Annotated in this window: 14 protein-coding genes and 1 pseudogene; 5 read left to right on the top strand and 10 right to left on the bottom strand. The window is 71.8% G+C overall.

The window, feature by feature from the left end; all coding sequences use genetic code 11:
• Window positions 1-15: 15 nt before the first annotated feature.
• Window positions 16-285 (top strand): annotated as a pseudogene (locus ACFC51_RS27430) (discoidin domain-containing protein); the annotation flags it as partial.
• A gap of 141 nt (window positions 286-426) precedes the next feature.
• On the opposite strand, the gene ACFC51_RS27425 reads toward ACFC51_RS27430, so the two are convergent.
• The 6 genes from ACFC51_RS27425 to ACFC51_RS27400 all read right to left on the bottom strand — a co-directional run bounded on the left by ACFC51_RS27425 (window position 427) and on the right by ACFC51_RS27400 (window position 7,702).
• Complete coding sequence (locus ACFC51_RS27425) at window positions 427-2,436, bottom strand: hypothetical protein (RefSeq protein WP_376531362.1); 2,010 nt, start codon at window positions 2,434-2,436, stop codon at window positions 427-429.
• 170 nt (window positions 2,437-2,606) lie between these two features.
• The gene (locus ACFC51_RS27420; RefSeq protein ID WP_376371105.1) at window positions 2,607-2,987 is read right to left on the bottom strand and encodes a hypothetical protein; all 381 of its coding nucleotides are present in this window, start codon (window positions 2,985-2,987) and stop codon (window positions 2,607-2,609) included.
• A 130-nt stretch (window positions 2,988-3,117) separates the two neighbouring features.
• Window positions 3,118-4,476, bottom strand: coding sequence for a GH1 family beta-glucosidase (locus ACFC51_RS27415; protein ID WP_376531360.1), 1,359 nt, complete (start codon window positions 4,474-4,476; stop codon window positions 3,118-3,120).
• Between the two features lie 20 nt (window positions 4,477-4,496).
• A complete protein-coding gene (locus tag ACFC51_RS27410; RefSeq protein WP_376371112.1) occupies window positions 4,497-5,336 on the bottom strand; it encodes a carbohydrate ABC transporter permease in 840 nt (279 codons plus the stop codon).
• 31 nt (window positions 5,337-5,367) lie between these two features.
• Window positions 5,368-6,378, bottom strand: coding sequence for a carbohydrate ABC transporter permease (locus tag ACFC51_RS27405; RefSeq protein ID WP_376371104.1), 1,011 nt, complete (start codon window positions 6,376-6,378; stop codon window positions 5,368-5,370).
• Between the two features lie 10 nt (window positions 6,379-6,388).
• The gene (locus ACFC51_RS27400) at window positions 6,389-7,702 is read right to left on the bottom strand and encodes an extracellular solute-binding protein (protein WP_376371102.1); all 1,314 of its coding nucleotides are present in this window, start codon (window positions 7,700-7,702) and stop codon (window positions 6,389-6,391) included.
• A 143-nt stretch (window positions 7,703-7,845) separates the two neighbouring features.
• Here ACFC51_RS27400 and ACFC51_RS27395 point away from each other — a divergent pair, with 143 nt between their 5' ends.
• Both ACFC51_RS27395 and ACFC51_RS27390 read left to right on the top strand, forming a co-directional pair.
• Window positions 7,846-9,177, top strand: coding sequence for an ROK family protein (locus ACFC51_RS27395; RefSeq protein WP_376371101.1), 1,332 nt, complete (start codon window positions 7,846-7,848; stop codon window positions 9,175-9,177).
• Between the two features lie 364 nt (window positions 9,178-9,541).
• Window positions 9,542-10,012, top strand: coding sequence for a hypothetical protein (locus ACFC51_RS27390; RefSeq protein ID WP_376371099.1), 471 nt, complete (start codon window positions 9,542-9,544; stop codon window positions 10,010-10,012).
• Window positions 10,013-10,069: 57 nt separating this feature from the next.
• Here the strand turns inward: ACFC51_RS27390 and ACFC51_RS27385 are convergent, their stop codons facing one another.
• Window positions 10,070-11,131 carry a hypothetical protein gene (locus ACFC51_RS27385; protein WP_376531358.1) on the bottom strand — a complete coding sequence of 354 codons (1,062 nt, stop codon included), beginning with the start codon at window positions 11,129-11,131 and terminating at the stop codon, window positions 10,070-10,072.
• Between the two features lie 200 nt (window positions 11,132-11,331).
• On the opposite strand from ACFC51_RS27385, the gene ACFC51_RS27380 reads away from it, so the two are divergent.
• A complete protein-coding gene (locus ACFC51_RS27380) occupies window positions 11,332-12,123 on the top strand; it encodes an enoyl-CoA hydratase/isomerase family protein (RefSeq protein ID WP_376371095.1) in 792 nt (263 codons plus the stop codon).
• A gap of 28 nt (window positions 12,124-12,151) precedes the next feature.
• On the opposite strand, the gene ACFC51_RS27375 is transcribed toward ACFC51_RS27380, so the two are convergent.
• Both ACFC51_RS27375 and ACFC51_RS27370 read right to left on the bottom strand, forming a co-directional pair.
• The gene (locus ACFC51_RS27375; protein WP_376531355.1) at window positions 12,152-13,168 is read right to left on the bottom strand and encodes a GNAT family N-acetyltransferase; all 1,017 of its coding nucleotides are present in this window, start codon (window positions 13,166-13,168) and stop codon (window positions 12,152-12,154) included.
• Window positions 13,165-13,956 (bottom strand): phytanoyl-CoA dioxygenase family protein, encoded by a 792-nt coding sequence (locus ACFC51_RS27370; RefSeq protein ID WP_376531352.1) that lies wholly within the window; start codon window positions 13,954-13,956, stop codon window positions 13,165-13,167. Before ACFC51_RS27370 ends, ACFC51_RS27375 begins: the two co-directional genes overlap by 4 nt.
• 216 nt (window positions 13,957-14,172) lie before the next feature.
• Here ACFC51_RS27370 and ACFC51_RS27365 point away from each other — a divergent pair, with 216 nt between their 5' ends.
• Window positions 14,173-14,862: an HAD family hydrolase gene (locus tag ACFC51_RS27365; protein ID WP_376531350.1), complete on the top strand. Its 690-nt coding sequence runs from the start codon at window positions 14,173-14,175 to the stop codon at window positions 14,860-14,862.
• On the opposite strand, the gene ACFC51_RS27360 is transcribed toward ACFC51_RS27365, so the two are convergent.
• Complete coding sequence (locus tag ACFC51_RS27360) at window positions 14,837-16,225, bottom strand: LysR family transcriptional regulator (RefSeq protein ID WP_376531347.1); 1,389 nt, start codon at window positions 16,223-16,225, stop codon at window positions 14,837-14,839. The genes ACFC51_RS27365 and ACFC51_RS27360 overlap by 26 nt on opposite strands.
• Window positions 16,226-16,330 lie beyond the last annotated feature (105 nt).

The raw sequence follows: 16,330 nt of genomic DNA, 5'->3' as shown, positions 1-16,330 counted from the left end.
GAACTCCCCACCACCGACCGGCAGGGGATCCAGGTGGACCTCGGCGCGCGGACCGCGTTCGACCATGTGCAGCTCGCCTGGGAGGCCCCGTGCGCCAAGGGCTGCACGGTGCAGACCTCGGACGACGGCCAGGAGTGGACCGCCGTCCACACCGTCACGGCGGGCAACGGCGGTATCGACGACATCGACGTCAGGGGCGAGGCACGCTACGTACGGGTGAGCGGCTCCGAACGCGGCACCCCCCGGGGCTACTCGCTGCACGGGTTCGGCGTCTACCGGAGCTGACCGTCCGCTGAGCCCGCCGCACCGTCCCATCCCCGCTGTCGGTGCGGCAGGAGAGTCCGCGGCGGGCCACGGATGCCCGTGGCCCGCCGCGGACCGGTTCCCCGAAGAGACCGGGCCGGGCGTCCTGCGGGCGAGGCCGTGTCATCCGGCCGAGGACATCGTCCCGCCGCCGCGCAGGCGCGCGTTCACCCGGAAGGACGTCTCCCGCGGTGCCCGGACCGCCAGCGTCGGGCCGTCCGACCCTCCGTGCACGGAGCCCGCCACCTCGATCCGCTCCACGGCGCGGCTGCCGGCCGCGAGCACGTACCAGGCGCCGGCCGGTGACCTCCAGTGGACGCCGGAGACCACGTGCTGGCCGAAGCGGCTGCACAGCGCCGTGTTCCGGCGGTCGGACACGACCTCGGCCGGTGCGGTGGGGGAGACGGCCGGCGCGGCGAACTGCACCAGGATCCGGCCGGGTCCGCTCCAGGTGTCCGCCCTGGTGCAGACCCAGTCCGCACGGGAACGGGTACCGGGCAGCGGCTGCTCCGCGAAATGCCAGTTGTTCACCGCCCGCACCCCGGAGTGACGCAGATCCCGCAGGGAACACGCGGTGCGTGCCCAGCCGGTCAGGGCCTCGGGGCCCGTCGCCTCACGCGGCTGCCTGGCCGGGGCACCGGATCCGGGCCTGGGCGTGTGCGTGAGGTGCACCGGGGTGATGTCGCCCAGGTCCGTGACGAGGAAGGCGTGCTTCTCCACGATCCTCCCGGACGACCGCAGCTGCATCACCGGCCAGGACAGGCAGTCACCGGCCGCCGCGGGGCGGGGCACCGCGGCCGTGATCCCGTCGCCGTCGACGTCCAGCGCGCGGGCCGGCGTGTCGGGCGCGAGCAGGTCGCGCGTCGTCGACTCCGCCACCCAGGGCGCGAGCAGATACCGCGCCGACGTGGTGGTGCGGCCGACGGCGAGCGCCGCTGCCGTGGTGACGTCCGCGTCGTCGACCCGGGCGAAGTCCAGGGTGGGGGAGCGCTCTTCGCCGAGCGGCTCCGCGTACCGCACGACGCGTACCCCTCCGTCGTGGAACAGCACCACGGCCTCGCCGCCCAGCTCCCCCGCGAAGAGCAGGCGCGGAGGCTGGGCCGGGGGCACGGCGGCGGTCCCGGGGGCAGTCGTGACGGTGGCGTCCACCGGGGGAGCGGCCCAGCTCGCGAGGGCCCGCCCCAGCAGCTCACGGTCCTCGGTGCGGCCGCCCCGCGGCGGCCAGGCGCTGAAGTCCACGCGCGAGGTGTCCGCCCACACCCCCGGTGCCGTACGCAGCAGGGCCGCCGGGTCGAGCGCGCCTCCCGGGACCGCCCCGAGCGGCGCCGGGGAAGGGCTGTGGGAGGTGCCGGTCCCGGCGTCGGCCGTGAGGGCGAGTCCACCGCCCGCGAGCACCAGCAGGACCAGGGCCGCCGCGCCCGCCCGTACCCGGTGCCGTCGCCGCAGCAGATCGCTGGGACGGGTCTGCACGGTGCAGGGATCGAACTCCTCCGACCGCAGCATGCGCCGGACCCGGTCGTGGTCGCTGCCCGCGACGTGCGCGGCGGCGCCCACGGAGGCGGAAGCGTCGGCGTCACCCGCCTCGGCCAGCAGGGTCCGGGTGGCGTCCTCGGTGAGCGACTCCAGCAGGAGCAGGCCCAGGGCGGCACGGACGGGTGCCGCGACGTCCGCCAAGGCCCGGTCCAGGGCGAATTCGTCCATGCCGCCCGCGCGGGGGAAGAGCCGGAGACCGCGTACCACCGGAACGGACGGGCGGAGCGCCGCCGGTGAGGGCGCCCGCCCCGGCCACCACCGGGGCTTCCGCTCGTACGCCAGCGACGTACGCACGACCCGCAGGCGCACTCCGGCGTACGCGGGCGTGTGCGGGCTCTCCGCCGGTGCGTCGCCGGACCGGGGAGCGGGAACGCCTTCCGCGCCCGCTTCGGAGAGGGCGCCGGCGTCACCGTGCAGGGCCCGTTGCACCGCTGCGTGGGCGGCGAGCACCCTGCGGTGCCGCCCGAGGGACGGCGGCAGCGTCAGATAGGCCAGGCGGACCAGGCGCGGGTAGTGCTCGACGAGGGCTGCCTCGGCCTCCTTCACGCCAGGGCGTGCGCCGTGACCGAGGATGCGAAGCGGCGGGGGATGGAGCGGCATGGGGGTGGTGCCTTCCGAGCCGTGGGCAGAGAACCGTCACTCCGGCAAACGAGCCAATCGTGTGACGGTCACATCGGCCCCGCCGGCGACGCGCACCGTCCGCGGATCCCCGTACGGTCACGGCCCGTGCGGCCGGGCGCGCGGGCCCCCGGCCCGAGCCCTCCGCCGGGCTAGAGCGGACTCTCCGGGCCCTCGTCGCCCGAGCTCAACTCCTCGGCCCGCAGTGCCAGATCCTGGAGCACATCGGCCGAGGTCACGTCCTCCTGCCCGGAGTCGTGGATCTGCGCGAGGGCGATGAAGGCCAGGGTGAACGCGCCGACCAGCTGCTCGACGGCGCCACCGACCTCGCGCCCCACGAGGGCGGCCATCTCCTCGACGGTGGCGTCTGAGGGGATGGCGATGTGCGGCATCGTCTCGTTGAGCAGTGTCGTCACCATGTTGCCGCCCGCGTCCAGGTCGCCATCACCGTTGTCCTCCTCGGCGTGGCGCTGCATCTCGCCCGCCTCCGTGAGGATGCCGATCACTCGCTTGAGGACTTCACTCTGCTCCATACGGCGAGCATAAGCGCCGGGCCTCCCGCCCTTGATCGCCCTCCGGCGGTGTGCCGAACGGCACAGCCCCCGGTCACCGGCAGGCGGGCTGCCGGTGACCGGGGGCCGGGGCCGTCACCCGGGGAGGGGCTCAGGCCGTCTCGAGCGGCCTGCCGGACGAGAGTGCACGGATCAGCTCCGCGTAGCGCCGCCCGCTGCTCTTCACGGTCCGGCGCTGGGTCGCGTAGTCGACGTGGACCAGTCCGAAGCGCTTGTCGTAGCCGTACGCCCACTCGAAGTTGTCCAGGAGCGACCAGGCGAAGTAGCCGGCCAGCGGCGCGCCCCTCCGCACGGCACGGGCGCAGGCGGCCAGGTGCTCCTCCAGGTACCGGGTGCGCTCCGGGTCGTGCACGGAGCCGTCCTCGCCGACGACGTCCTGGTAGGCCGAGCCGTTCTCGGTGACGTAGATCCGCTGGGCGCCGTACTCCTCGGTGAGCCGCATCAGCAGCTGCTCCAGGCCCTCGGAGTGGACCTCCCAGTCCATGTGGGTGTGCCGGGCGCCGGGCAGGTGGATCTGCCGGGCGTGGGGGACCGGCCCCCGGGGGTCCGCGGTGACGACCTGGCGGAAGTAGTAGTTCAGCCCGAGCCAGTCCAGTGGTGCCGCGATGGTCTCCAGGTCGCCCGGGCGCTCGGGCAGCTCGACGCCGTACAGGTCGAGCATGTCCTGCGGATAGCCGCGGCCGTGGACGGGGTCCAGCCACCAGCGGTTGATGTGGCCGTCGGCGCGTACGGCGGCGGCCAGATCGGCCTCGCCCGCGCTCGCCGGCTCGATCGGGCTGAGGTTGTTGACGATGCCCACACGGGCGTCCGGGGACTGTGCCCGGATCGCCCGGACGGCGAGGCCGTGGCCGAGGTGCAGGTGGTACGAGGCGTGCACGGCGGCCGTCAGGTCGGTCAGACCCGGCGCCATCTTCCCCTCGAGGTGGCCGATCCAGGCGGAGCAGAGCGGCTCGTTGAGCGTCGCCCAGTCCTTCACCCGGTCGCCGAGACGCTCGACGACGACGGAGGCGTACGCCGCGAAGTGCTCGGCCGTCTCCCGGACGGTCCACCCGCCGCGGTCCTGGAGCGCCTGGGGCAGGTCCCAGTGGTACAGCGTGGCGAACGGCGTGATGCCGGCCTCCAGGAGACCGTCGACCAGCCGGTCGTAGAAGTCGAGACCGGCCTTGTTGACCGGCCCGTCGCCGCCGGGCACCACGCGCGGCCAGGCCACCGAGAAGCGGTAGGCGCCCGCGCCGACCTGCTTCATCAGGCCGATGTCCTCGGGGACCCGGTGGTAGTGGTCGCAGGCCACGTCGCCGGTGTCGCCGTTGGCGACGGCGCCCGGGGTGTGGGAGAAGGTGTCCCAGATCGAGGGGGCGCGGCCGTCCTCGGCCACCGCGCCCTCGATCTGGTACGCGGCCGTGGCGACGCCCCAGGTGAAGTCGGCCGGGAGGCCGGTGAGGTCGTTCACTGACTGCCTTTCCTTGTCGGTCACTTGACGGCTCCCGCGGTGAGCCCCGCGACGAGGTAGCGCTGCAGGAGCAGGAACCCGGCGACGACGGGCACACTGACGACGAGCGAGGCGGCCATGACCTGGTTCCAGTACACGTCGTTCTGTGTGGCGTAGCCCTGGAGGCCCACCGCGAGGGTGCGGGTGACGTCGTTGGTCATCACGGAGGCGAACAGCACCTCGCCCCAGGCCGTCATGAACGCGTAGACCGACACGGCGACGATTCCCGGCACCGCGGCGGGCACGACCACGCGGAACAGCGCGCGGATCGGACCGCACCCGTCCACCATGGCGGCCTCGTCGAGGTCCCTCGGGATGGAGTCGAAGTAGCCGATGAGCATCCAGATGGAGAAGGGCAGCGAGAACGTCAGATACGTGAGGATCAGGCCGCCCCGCGACCCGTAGAGGGCCAGTCCGGTGCTGTTGCCGATGTTGACGAAGATGAGGAACAGCGGGAGCAGGAAGAGGATCCCCGGGAACATCTGGGTGGAGAGCACCGTGACGGTGAAGACGCGCTTGCCCCGGAAGCTGTAGCGGCTCACGGCATACGCCGCGAACACCGCGATGACCACCGAGCAGACCGTCGCGGCACCCGCCACGATCAGCGAGTTGACGAAGTACCGGGCGAGCGGGACGGTCTCCCAGATGTCGAAGTACGGCTGGACGGTGAGTCCGTGAGGGATCCACTGGAACTTCCCCGACACGTCCTGGAGCGGCTTCAGTGAGCTGCTGACCATGACGTAGACCGGCAGCAGGACGAAGCCGGCGAGCAGGGTCAGGACGATGCGGCGGGTCCAGAGGAAGGACTGCGGCGCGGCCATGGGGGACCGGGCGGTACGCGAGCCGGCGCGGCTAGGCACGGGAACCCTTCCTTCCGCGTGAGGTGAGGAACAGGTAGACGGCCGTCACGACCAGGAGGAAGAGCAGCAGCAGCACGGACATCGCCGAGCCGGTGCCGAAGTTCCAGGTGACGAACGACGACTGGTAGATGTGGATCGAGATGAGGTCCGCGTTCTCCGGAGCCGCCTTCCCGAACAGCACGTACGGCGTGTTGAAGTCGTTGAACGTCCACAGGAACAGGACGAGCACCAGTACCTGGTTGACGGGCCGCAGCGAGGGCAGCGTGATCTTGCGGATCTGCTGCCAGATGCCCGCGCCGTCGATCGACGCGGCCTCGTACAGCTCGCGCGGGATGTTCTGCAGGGCGGCCATCAGCATGAGGAAGGCGAACGGCCAGCCCTTCCAGACCGAGACGATGATCAGCGCGTAGATGCTGTTGTCGCCGATCAGCCAGAAGGACGGCTGGTCGGTCAGGCCCAGCTGGTCGTGCAGGACGTGGTTGACCAGCCCGTTGTCCCGCTGGAACATGAACGCCCAGGTGATGACCGCCGCGTAGACCGGCAGGGCGTACGGGACGAGGAAGACGGCCCGCAGGAAGCCCCGGCCCCGGAAGTTCTCCTGGAGCAGGACCGCCGCGGCGACACCGAGCAGCCAGGCCAGGCCGACGGCGAAGAACGTGAAGACGCAGGTGACGAAGAAGGAACGGAGCAGGGCCTCGCCGATCGGCGCGTCGAAGTCGACGGCGATCGAGTAGTTGTCGAGCCCGGTCCAGGGCGCCGCTCCCCAGTTGTTGATGAAGAACTGGGTGAGCTGGCGGAAGCTCATCACGATGCCGACGATCATCGGGATCAGATGGATGAGGAGTTCGAGCAGGACGGCGGGGAGGAGCAGGAGATAGGGCAGTCCGCCGCGGCGGATCCGGTCGGGGATGCGCGGCAGTCTCCGCCGCGCATCCCCGCTGCCCCGGCTCGCACCCCTGGTCGACTTGTCGACTCCGGGGTCCGTGGTCACGGTGGCGGTCATGAAGAGAGCCTCACTGCTGCATCGTCTGCTGGGCCTTGTCGAGGCGCGCCTTGACTGATTCGGTGGTCACGGGCTTGCCGGCCGCGGCGTCCGCGAACAGCTCCTTGACCGCGGTGCCCACGGCCGTCTCGAACTGCGACTCGTTCGGCACCTGGGGGAGCGGGGCCGCGCTGGTGGCGAGGGTGTCGCGCAGGACCTTCAGTTCGGGGGCGGCGAAGGCGGGGTCCGACTGGGCGGCCTTGACCGGCGGGATGGAGCCGTAGGTCTTGCAGAGGATCTTCTGTTCGGCGTCGCTCGTCATGAACTTCACGAACTTCTTGGCGCCGTCGATGTTCTTGGTGTTCTTGAAGACCGCCATGTTGATGCCGGCCACCATGGAGTTGGTCTGCTTGCCCGCGCCCGGCGCGCCCGACGGGACGGGGACGGGGGCCACGCCCCAGTCCTCCGGCTTCATGCCCTGGGCGGCGAAGGTGGTGGCGGCTGCCTGCCACAGCACCATGGCCGTCCGGCCCTTGGCGAAGTCCGTCAGCGACTGGTTCTGCGCGTACTCCGCGTTGCCGGGAGCGATGATCTTGTCCTTGGCCATGAAGTCGATGTACTGCTTCACGGCGGCGACGGCGCCGTCGGAGGTGAAGTCCGCCTTGCCCTGCTCGTCGAAGAAGTCCGCGCTGTGCTGCTGGCCCAGGACGAAGGTCTGGTGGATGTTGTTGGAGAGGTTGGACCCCTCCGCACCGAGGGCCCACTTGCCGTCCTTGGACAGCTTCTTGCCGTCCTTGACGAGCTGGTCCCAGGTGGCCGGCGGGGTGGTGATGCCCGCGTCGGCGAACATCTTCTTGTTGTAGTAGAGGGCGTACGACAGCGAGTAGAGCGGCACAGCGGCCGGCGGCTCGCCCTCCTTGCCCGCCGACGCGACCGCCGAGTCGATGAAGCGGTCCCGGCCGCCGATCGCCTCGAAGTTCTTGTCGTCCCAGGGGAGCAGCGCGCCGGTGGCCTGGAGCGAGGCCGACCAGGTGTTGCCGATGTTCAGCACGTCCGGGCCCTGACCCGACGTGGTGGCGGCGAGGATCCGGTTCAGCAGGTCGGCCCAGGGGACGACCTCCAGCTTCACCTTGATCCCGGTCTCCTTCTCGAACTTCTTCAGCTCGGGGGTCAGGATCTTCTTGTCGGCCTCGATGCTCGGGCCCTGGTTGGACGCCCAGTACGTGAGGGTCTTCGGCGCCTCGTTGTTCCCGCCCTCCGACGAGGTCCCGCCTCCGCAGCCGGTGACTCCGGCGGCGACGGATATGGCGAGGGTGATCGCTGCTGCGGCTCTGAGGTGACGCATGAAAGGTGGCCCCTTTCCGGGGAGGGCGGCGTTCGGGATCCGAACGTCCCTCCCGCTCTTAATTTAAGATGTGATTTAAGAGGTGAAGAAAGTGCGCGTCAAGTGCCGCGGCCGGGGTATGTTGCCGGGACGAAGGGAGCAACATGGCTGAGCGCAGCAGACGGACCGTGCGTGACCTGCGACGGGGCAACCGGGCGCGGGTATTGCAACGGTTGTATTTCGACGGCCCGCTGAGCCGTCAGGAGCTGGGGCCAGCGACCGGCCTGAGCTCGGGGTCGATCAGCAACGTGGTCGCGGAGCTCGTCTCGGAAGGTCTCCTGGAGGAGGCGGGCATCGTCGACTCCGACGGCGGCCGTCCCCGTACCCTGCTCCGGATCGCCCCGGGTGGGGGGCTGTTCGTGGGCATCGACATCGGTGAGACCAGGGTCCGCGTCGAGCTGTTCGACCTCTCGCTGGCGGAGCTGGCCCGCACCGACCGTCTGCTGGCCCAGCACGGCTACGACGTCGAGCGCATCGTGAGCCATGTGCGTACGGGAGTGGCCGACGTCCTGCGCGACGCGGGCGCCGATCCCGGCATGCTGCTCGGCATCGGCATCGGCGTGCCCGGCATCATCGAACGTGACGCCCCGCAGAGCTCGGGAGGCCCGGGTGCGGTCGTCCACGGCCAGACCATCGGCTGGAGCGCCGTCCCCTTCGAACGGCTGCTCCGCGAGGTCGTCGACGTGCCTCCCGAGGTGCCGTTCTTCATCGACAACGGCGCCAAGACGCTGGGCCAGGCCGAGATGTGGTTCGGCGGCGGCCGGGGCGCCGCCGCCGCGGCGGTCGCCCTGATCGGCTCGGGGGTGGGCGCCAGCGTCAACCGGGGGGACATCCTCGACGAGGACCTCTCGAACGCGGCGCTCGAATGGGGCCACACCACGGTGCATCTCCGGGGCCGCCGGTGCCGTTGCGGCTCGATCGGGTGCCTGGAGGCGTACGCCGGTGCCGAGGCCATGCGGGAGCGCTGGCAGGAGGCGGGCGGCCCGCTGCCCGAGGACGCCGACGACGAGACCGCTCTCGCCGCGCTGCTGGCGGCCGCCTACCCGGGGCCCGGTGGCGCCGCCCCCGACCCGGTGGCGGTCTCGATCCTGGACGAGACGGCCGAGTGCCTGGGCGCCGCCCTCGCCGACCTCGTCAACCTCTTCCTTCCCGAACGCATCCTGCTCGGCGGCTGGGCGGGCCTGCTCATCGGCCCCCATCTCCTCCCCGAGATCCGCCGCTACGCCAGGGAGTACGCCCTGGAGCACGCGGTCGCCCGCACCACGATCGACCTGGGCCACCTGGGGCCGGACGCGGTCACGGTGGGCGCCGCCACCCTGCCGCTGTCCGACTTCCTGGCACGCGGAGGCACCCGGCCCGCTCCCGGCCCGCACGTCGGCAGCGTCCCGGCCCCGGACCGCACAGCGGGGGGCCGGGGCCGCACCCTGGCGGGCTGAGAGCGGTGCCGTGCCCCGGGGCGGTCGCCTGGCCCCGGCGGCCGTGCGGCTGGCCGGGGTCGGGCCGTGCCCGGGCTGTACGGACGCGCCCGTGCCCGGCCGCCGGCGCCGGCCGGGCGGACGCGCGACGCGCCCCCAGGCCGGGCGGGTCCGTACAGCCCGGGCAAGGGCGTGCCCGTCGGCCCGAGTGGCATTGTCCGGCCACGGTGATCCGAAGATAATGCGGGTGGGGGACTATCCGTGTCGCGCGCCCGGAACGAAGCCCGGCAGGACGGCCGCGCATGTCCGGGCCGTGGTCCGACCCGCCCTGCTCCACTACGTGACCGCCGGCGCCCTGACAGGCCCGGCCGATACGAGGGGAACCATGAGCACATCCTTGTACGAGCGGTGGAAGTCCCTGGCGGTCCGACGCCCCGACGATGTCCCCGTGACCACTCCGCTCGCCTGGCACATCGAGAAGCTCGACGAACACGACCACCGTCTGACGTACGCCGAGCAGCCCGTCGGCTCACCGTACGAAGCAGGCCGCGGCGACGCCCTCGCGGCCATCGCGCTCCGGGAGTCCGTCCGCCGGCACGTCGAGAGGGAGCGTGGCGGCCGGATACGCGAGGCGATCGAACTGGGCGCCACCTGGAACGAGGTGGCCACCGCGCTCGGCGTCACCTCCGGTGCCGCCCGGAGCGCGTTGCACACGTGGGCGGACGCGCAGCGCCGGCTCAGCCGACGGGACATCGAGCACGCGCTGGGCCACTGCCAGGGGCTCGACCCGGATCAGTACGCCGCCGTGCTGGCCCTCGGGCAGCTGGGCGACGACGAGCGCCTCAGCTCCGGCTGACCGCGGCGGTCCGCCGGAGCGAGCGCCCCACGCCGGTCGCGGGGGTGAGGGAGGCCGTCAGGGAGCGGATCCCGTCGTCCCGCCGACGAGTTCGGTGAGACGACGGGTGCCGGGGGCGCAGGCCAGACGGAGTTCCTCCGCCTGCCGGGCGGAGAGCCGGGCCGCGGCTCCCGCCCGCTTGCCGTCGACCTTCCCCGCGACCCGCGCCGCCCACTCCTCCGGCTCCGCGAGTCCTGCGAAGCGCCCGAACGCGGCCAGTTGAGGCTCCGGATCGTTCATCACGTCGTCGTAGGAGAGATGCAGCAACCGCTCCGCCGGCAGCCCGGCGAGATGACGGAGCGCTCCCGTGGCCCGCGACCACATGTCACCGAACCGGACGAGCGGGATGTCGGTGCCGGCGAGCGCCGCGGCGTCCAGGCTGCCGGGGGCGAACGGGCGCAGCCGCTCCGGGAGCAGTTCCGTGTGCCGGGGGTCCGGGCTCCTGTACGGGTCCACCCCCAGTTCCGCGCGCATGTCCCCGATCAGCACCCCCAGACGGAACAACGGATGGCGGCTCATCGACAACGCCGCGTCCGGACCGTCCCTGTACATGTGGACGAACCGTGCCTCCGGGAAATGCGTGAGCAACTCCGGAAGGAATCGCAGTGACGCCCCGGAACGCTCGACGACGACATTCCGGCCGGACGTCTCCGCCCACCAGGAGAAGAGTCGCGCATAGTGACGGGAGACGGGAGCCGGGGGCCAGCCGACCACTTCGGCCCGTATGCGGTCGTACAGTCCGTCAGGGTCCACCGTGAGTGGCGGAAGGGTCATCAGGCTGATCGCGGGAACCTCTCCGGCCGCATAACGGCCCGAGCCGATCGGATATCGGTATTCCGGCACCGTGACCCCACGCGTCATGAGTACATTGGGCTTGAGGCGCGGAGTGCCGAGGAGTTTCCAGAAGGCGGGCCCGTCCAGTGCGCCGTCGGGGAATGCGCCCGGGTCGAGGCAGGCGAAGAACTCGCTGAGGCTGAGCACTCCGGGGTGCTCGTTGACCAGGTCGGACAGCATGGTCGACCCGCAGCGTCCCGTTCCCAGCACCATGGTCAGCGGCACCTGTCGATCGTTTTCGACCATTCCTCAGAATCCTCTCCCGTTTCTCTCCACCGGCTCTCGCGATTCCCTGGCGAGGGGCCCGCAAGGCGTTTCCGTCGGGAATGTCCGAGTGCTGTGACCGTTGGTTGGAACAGCCATTGACCCGGCCCGCGCGACGCGCCTAGTGTGCATCGGCGATCGGGTTCCTAAGATAATCCGAAAGAGCGAGAAAGAGGTCGCCGATGTCGGTTCCGCTCCAGCCCACTCAAAAGAATCACAAATCCGTCGGATGCTCGCACGTCGGAGACGGTGTCGTTCTCGTGGAGTTTTCCGGGGCGCACGAGCAGAATCCGTTCAGCCGTGCCCGGATGCAGGAACTGACCGCGCTGATGCACGACCTCGACGAGGACGCATCCGTCCGCTCCGTCGTGCTGTACGGCGGTCCCGGCCGTTCCTTCGGCGTGGGCGGCGACTTCAACGAGGTCTCCGCGTTCACCGGCGGGGACGAGGTGAACCACTGGATCGACGACATCACCGACCTCTACACGGCGATCGCGGGCATCTCCAAGCCGGTGGTGGCCGCCATCGACGGCTACGCCATCGGAATCGGTCTGCAGATCGCCCTCTGCTGCGACTACCGCGTGGCCACGGACACCGCCCGTCTGGTGATGCCGGAGCTCAGGGTCGGCATCGCCTGCAACTTCGGCGGATTCATGCTGCGGTACACCGTCGGCACCGCTGTCATGCAGCGGATGCTCTTCACCTGCGAGGAGTGGCCGGCCGACCGGGCGCTCCAGGACGGCCTGCTCCACGAGGTGCGCCCCTCCGAGGACGTCCTTGACCGTGCCGTGGAACTGGCCCGCACCATCGCCGGCTACACCCCGGCCGCCGTGCAGGGGACGAGGCCGCGGGTGAACGCGCCCTTCGTGGAGGGACTGGAACGCGTACGGACCGAGGCCAAGGAGTCCCACCGCCGGGCGTTCGGCGCGGGCGAGGCCCAGGCACGTATGCGGCGCATCATCGGGAAGGAGTGAACGGGGCGGGACCCGGCGGGCGGCCTCCTCAGCCATGGCCGCCGCGTGGCGGGGCGACGGTGCGCCGGACGTCGTCCCAGCGGGACTCCACCCGCCAGCCGAGCCGCCGGTACAGGGCACGTGCCCGGGTGTTCTCCTGGTCCACGGTGAGGACCATGCCGGTCCTGCCCCGGCGCCGCGCCTCGCCCAGCGCCCATCCCAGCAGCACCGCGCCCAGCCCTCTGCCGCGCACCGACGGGTCGATGCCGAGCTGCCGCACGTAGGCCACGCCGCGGCTGTCCAGCATCCGGTCGGTGATGTTCACGAACCCCACGACACGGCCGTCGAGTTCGAGCAGTGCGCACTGTTCGGGGTCGACTCCCGGGTCGGACCTGTACCACTGGGACCACGCCTCGTACGAGTCCTCCTCCTTGCCGGCCTCCTCGGCTGCGTACGCCTGGTTCTTCGCACGGTGGAAGTCACGCAGGTCCGCCTCCTCGCGCAGCGGGCGCACCACCGCACCGGGAACGGCCGGCACGGGCGTGAGGATGCCGTCCAGTGCGACCGACATCCGGTCGTAGCCCCGGGGCGAACCGAAGCCGTGGTCCCGCAGCGCCGCACGGGTGGAGTGTTCGCCCTCCGAGGTGAAACAGGACAGCGTCGCCGGCTCCGCACCGTCCGGCCCGCCGAGCCCTTCGAGGCAGCGGGTGACGGCGAAGTCGAGCAGCTCTCTCCCGTCCGCCCCGGTGGCCCGCGGTCCCAGCACCAGTTCGACGACCCAGCCGGCCACACCCGAGGTGCGGCTCACCCACGCGGCACCTACCACGCCACCGCCGTGCCCCAGGCACAGCCGGGCGTCACGCGCGGGGTCCGCACCGGGGGCCGTGAGCCGTCCCGCGATCCACCCGCGGGTGGTCTCCTCCCGCCCCAGGGCCGCCAGGTCCCGGGCGCGGGCGAGTTCCCAGACGGTGTCCGTGTGGACCGCGGGGTCGAGCAGACGCAGACCGGGCGTCCGGCCGTCCCCGGGGGCCGTACCGAGGGACTCCCCCGGGGCCGCAGCCGTCACCGCCGTCCTCCCGCGGGGCCGGGGCGGCGCGGCAGCGAGTAGACGAAGCTGACGGCGCGGCGCTCGTCGTCGGAGGTGTTGGCGGAGGAGGTGTGCGCGGTGAAAGCCCTGAAGATGACAGCCGAACCGGGGCGCCTGGGAAGAGTGACCGGCGTCAGGTCAGGCCACAGCCGTTCGATGTCCAGCGAGGGTTCGCGTGGTGAGGCGAACAGGTCCTCGCGGTCGATGCCGCTCGGCTCCTGGAGGATGTTGCCCCGGTGCGAGCCCGGCAGGAAGCGGAGACACCCGTTGTCCTCGCGCGCGTCGTCCACGGCGATCCAGATGGTGAAGACGTCCTCGTAGCTCTCGTAGAACTCCTCCTTGAGGAAGAGGGCGTCCTGGTGCCAGGGCTTCTCCGAACCGACCTCCGAGGGCTTGGCCCACAGATAGGTGTTGTAGAAGTCGCCTGGCAGACCGTGCAGCGGCTCCACCAGGTTCTCGTTGAGACCGAGCAGCTCGGGGACCTTGGCGAGCTCGGGGGAGTGCTCGTGGGCGTAACCCACCACGCGCACCTTCCCGGGGATCCCTTCCCGGCCCGTGGCGCGGGCCGCCCAGCCGCCGCCCTCGCCCTCGGCCTCCAACTGCCATCCGTGACTGCTGTGACGCATCTGACGGGTCCGCCCGATCAGGTCGTCACAGCCGCGGCGCATGACCTCCAGCACCGCTTCAGGGACGAGATCGTCGAGTGGGGCGAACCCACGCTCGTCGAGTTCGCGGACGATTTCCTCCACCGGCCGACCGAGCTGCATCCGTGTCACCCTCCGGTACGCGTAAGCCTGCTGCCCCGACTATGTGCCGCTCACCAGGACGGCGGCAACGCATCCGTGGAGACGGATCGACGCACGCCTCAAAAGGCATAGGACGGATGGTGCCGAGCGGGCTGCGTCCGCCGGGCGGGGCGGGCACCCTTGTTGCGGTACCAGCAGGGGGCCGCCGGCCCGTCGTTCGCAGGCGAGGGGGAGACCGTGTCGCAGGTGTCGGGCATCGTCGTCGACTGGGGCGGTGTCATCACCCGGCCCTTCGCGGAGGGCATCGCCCTGTGGGCGGCCCAGGAAGGGGTGGACGCCGGGGAGTTCCGCGCCGCCCTGGGCCGGCTGCTCGGGCCGTCGGCGGAACCCGGCCCCGCGGCGCGGCAGTTCCACCTGGTGGAGCGGGGCGAGCTGCCGGTGGCCGAGTTCGAGAAGACGCTCGCCGCGCTGGTCCGCCGGTCCGATGGCTCGCACCCCGTCACGGAGGGCCTGGTGGAACGGATGTTCGCACCGTTCGCCGACGATCCGGCCATGGTCGGGCTGCTGCGCGTCCTGCGCGACGCCGGCCTGAAGACCGCCCTGCTGTCCAACTCCTGGGGACACACCTACGACCGGCGGGGCTGGGACGGCCTCTTCGACACCGTGGTGATCTCGTGCGAGGTGGGTCTGCGCAAGCCGGAACCGGAGATCTTCCGGCACACCGCCCGGCTGCTGGACCTCCGGCCCGAGGAGTGCGTCTTGGTGGACGACCTCGGAAGCAACGTCCGTGCCGCCCGGGCATGCGGATTGGCCGGTGTGCACCACCGCACGGCACGGGAGACGGCCCTCGCCCTGACGCCCCTGCTGCCCCCGGCCGGCCGCCGTGCCGTCCTGGAGCATCTCAGCGCGGCGACGTCCGGGCACTGACCGGAGCAGGAGCCGCTCCTGTGCCGGCCTCCGCGGCGCGCCGGCCGGCGGCGGGACCGCTTTCGCGCAGGTGGTTCACCAGGGTGTCGAGCCGGTGCTCGGCCGGGCCCGTGCACGCCAGCAGCCGGTGCGCGGTGGCCGACAGCGAGGTGCCGCGGGCCGTGCTGTGCACCAGCGGCAGGCCGCAGCTCGCTTCGAGCCGGTGGATACGCCGGGTCAGCGCGGGCTGGGTGACCAGCAGGGCCGAGGCCGCCCGGTTGAGACTGCCCGTCCGGCCTATCACCCGGAGCAGGTGCAGGTGCTCGGGCTCGAAGCCGCCGCAGCGGTCCTGCGCGGACCAGTGCAACTCGGACAGCAGGACCGGAGGGGGTACCACGCATCCGCCGGTGGCCGGAGCGGCACGGTTCCCAGGGTCCTGATCCCGGTCCCGGGGGATGCCCGCCGGGACGGCGTCCGGCGGCGTGGTCCGCAGCATGTACCGCCGGCGCAGCGAGGCGCACAGGTCCCCGGCGAGCGGTTCCGGGATCGCCAGCGGATCGACGGCGAGCCGCAGCCTTCTGACGAGCTTCTGCCGCAGCGGGCGCAGCACCACGCCCGGCCCGGTGCTCCCGCCGAGCGAGGAGGGGGACACCAGCGCGATGCCGTACCCCCGGCGCACCAGGTCGAGGGCCGCTCCTTGGGAGCGCACGGTGAAGCTGACCGACGGGACAGGCGTGAGCCGGGAGAGGGCCCACCCCTGGTCGTCACCGGAGTCACCGCCGACCACGGCCACCCAGTCCGTACGGGTGAGGTCGCGCAGGTCAAGGATCCCCCGTTCGGCGAGGGGATGCCCGGACGGCAGGGCGATCTGCTGGGGCTCCTCCACGACGGTCCGGATCAGGACGCCGCCCCGCCGCGCCATCGGCCTGCGCGCCGTCTCCCAGCCGAGCGCCGCGTCGGCGGCATACCGTTCGAATCGCTGCCAGATCCGGTGACTGTCGTCCGGCACGATGTCGAACACCACGTCGGGGAACCGCCCTGCCAGATGTTCGTCCAGGCCGTACGCCCACTCCGTCCCCACGGCGAACTCCACCACGGGCAGCCGGCTCGCCGCGTCGGCACCGTGGTGGGTGGTGGCTATCGCGAAGTCGATCGAGGCCAGCAGCCGCCGGCCGACGTGCAGGAGGGCGTGCCCGGCCTCGGTGGGCTCGGTACCGGTGGCACCCCGGCTCACCAGCGGGGTGCGCAGCCGGCGTTCGAGTTTGACGAGGCGGCGGCTGGCGGAGGACTGGGTCATCCAGCCGTCCCGCTCGACCGCGTGCAGGCTGCCGTGGTCCGCCACTGCCTGCAGCAGCACCACGTCCGAACGGCGAAGGTCGAACATCCGGCTCTCCTCACTGCCACCGCCGGGGCCCGCGCGCCGTGACGGGGGCATGCCCATCGATTCCACGGGGAACCTGCCCACGGTAGATCGCCGGCACCCCGCGGA

It is taken from the genome of Streptomyces sp. NPDC055962, assembly GCF_042270185.1.
Classification (GTDB): Bacteria; Actinomycetota; Actinomycetes; order Streptomycetales; family Streptomycetaceae; genus Streptomyces.
This window is presented reverse-complemented; position numbering and strand designations above follow the sequence as displayed.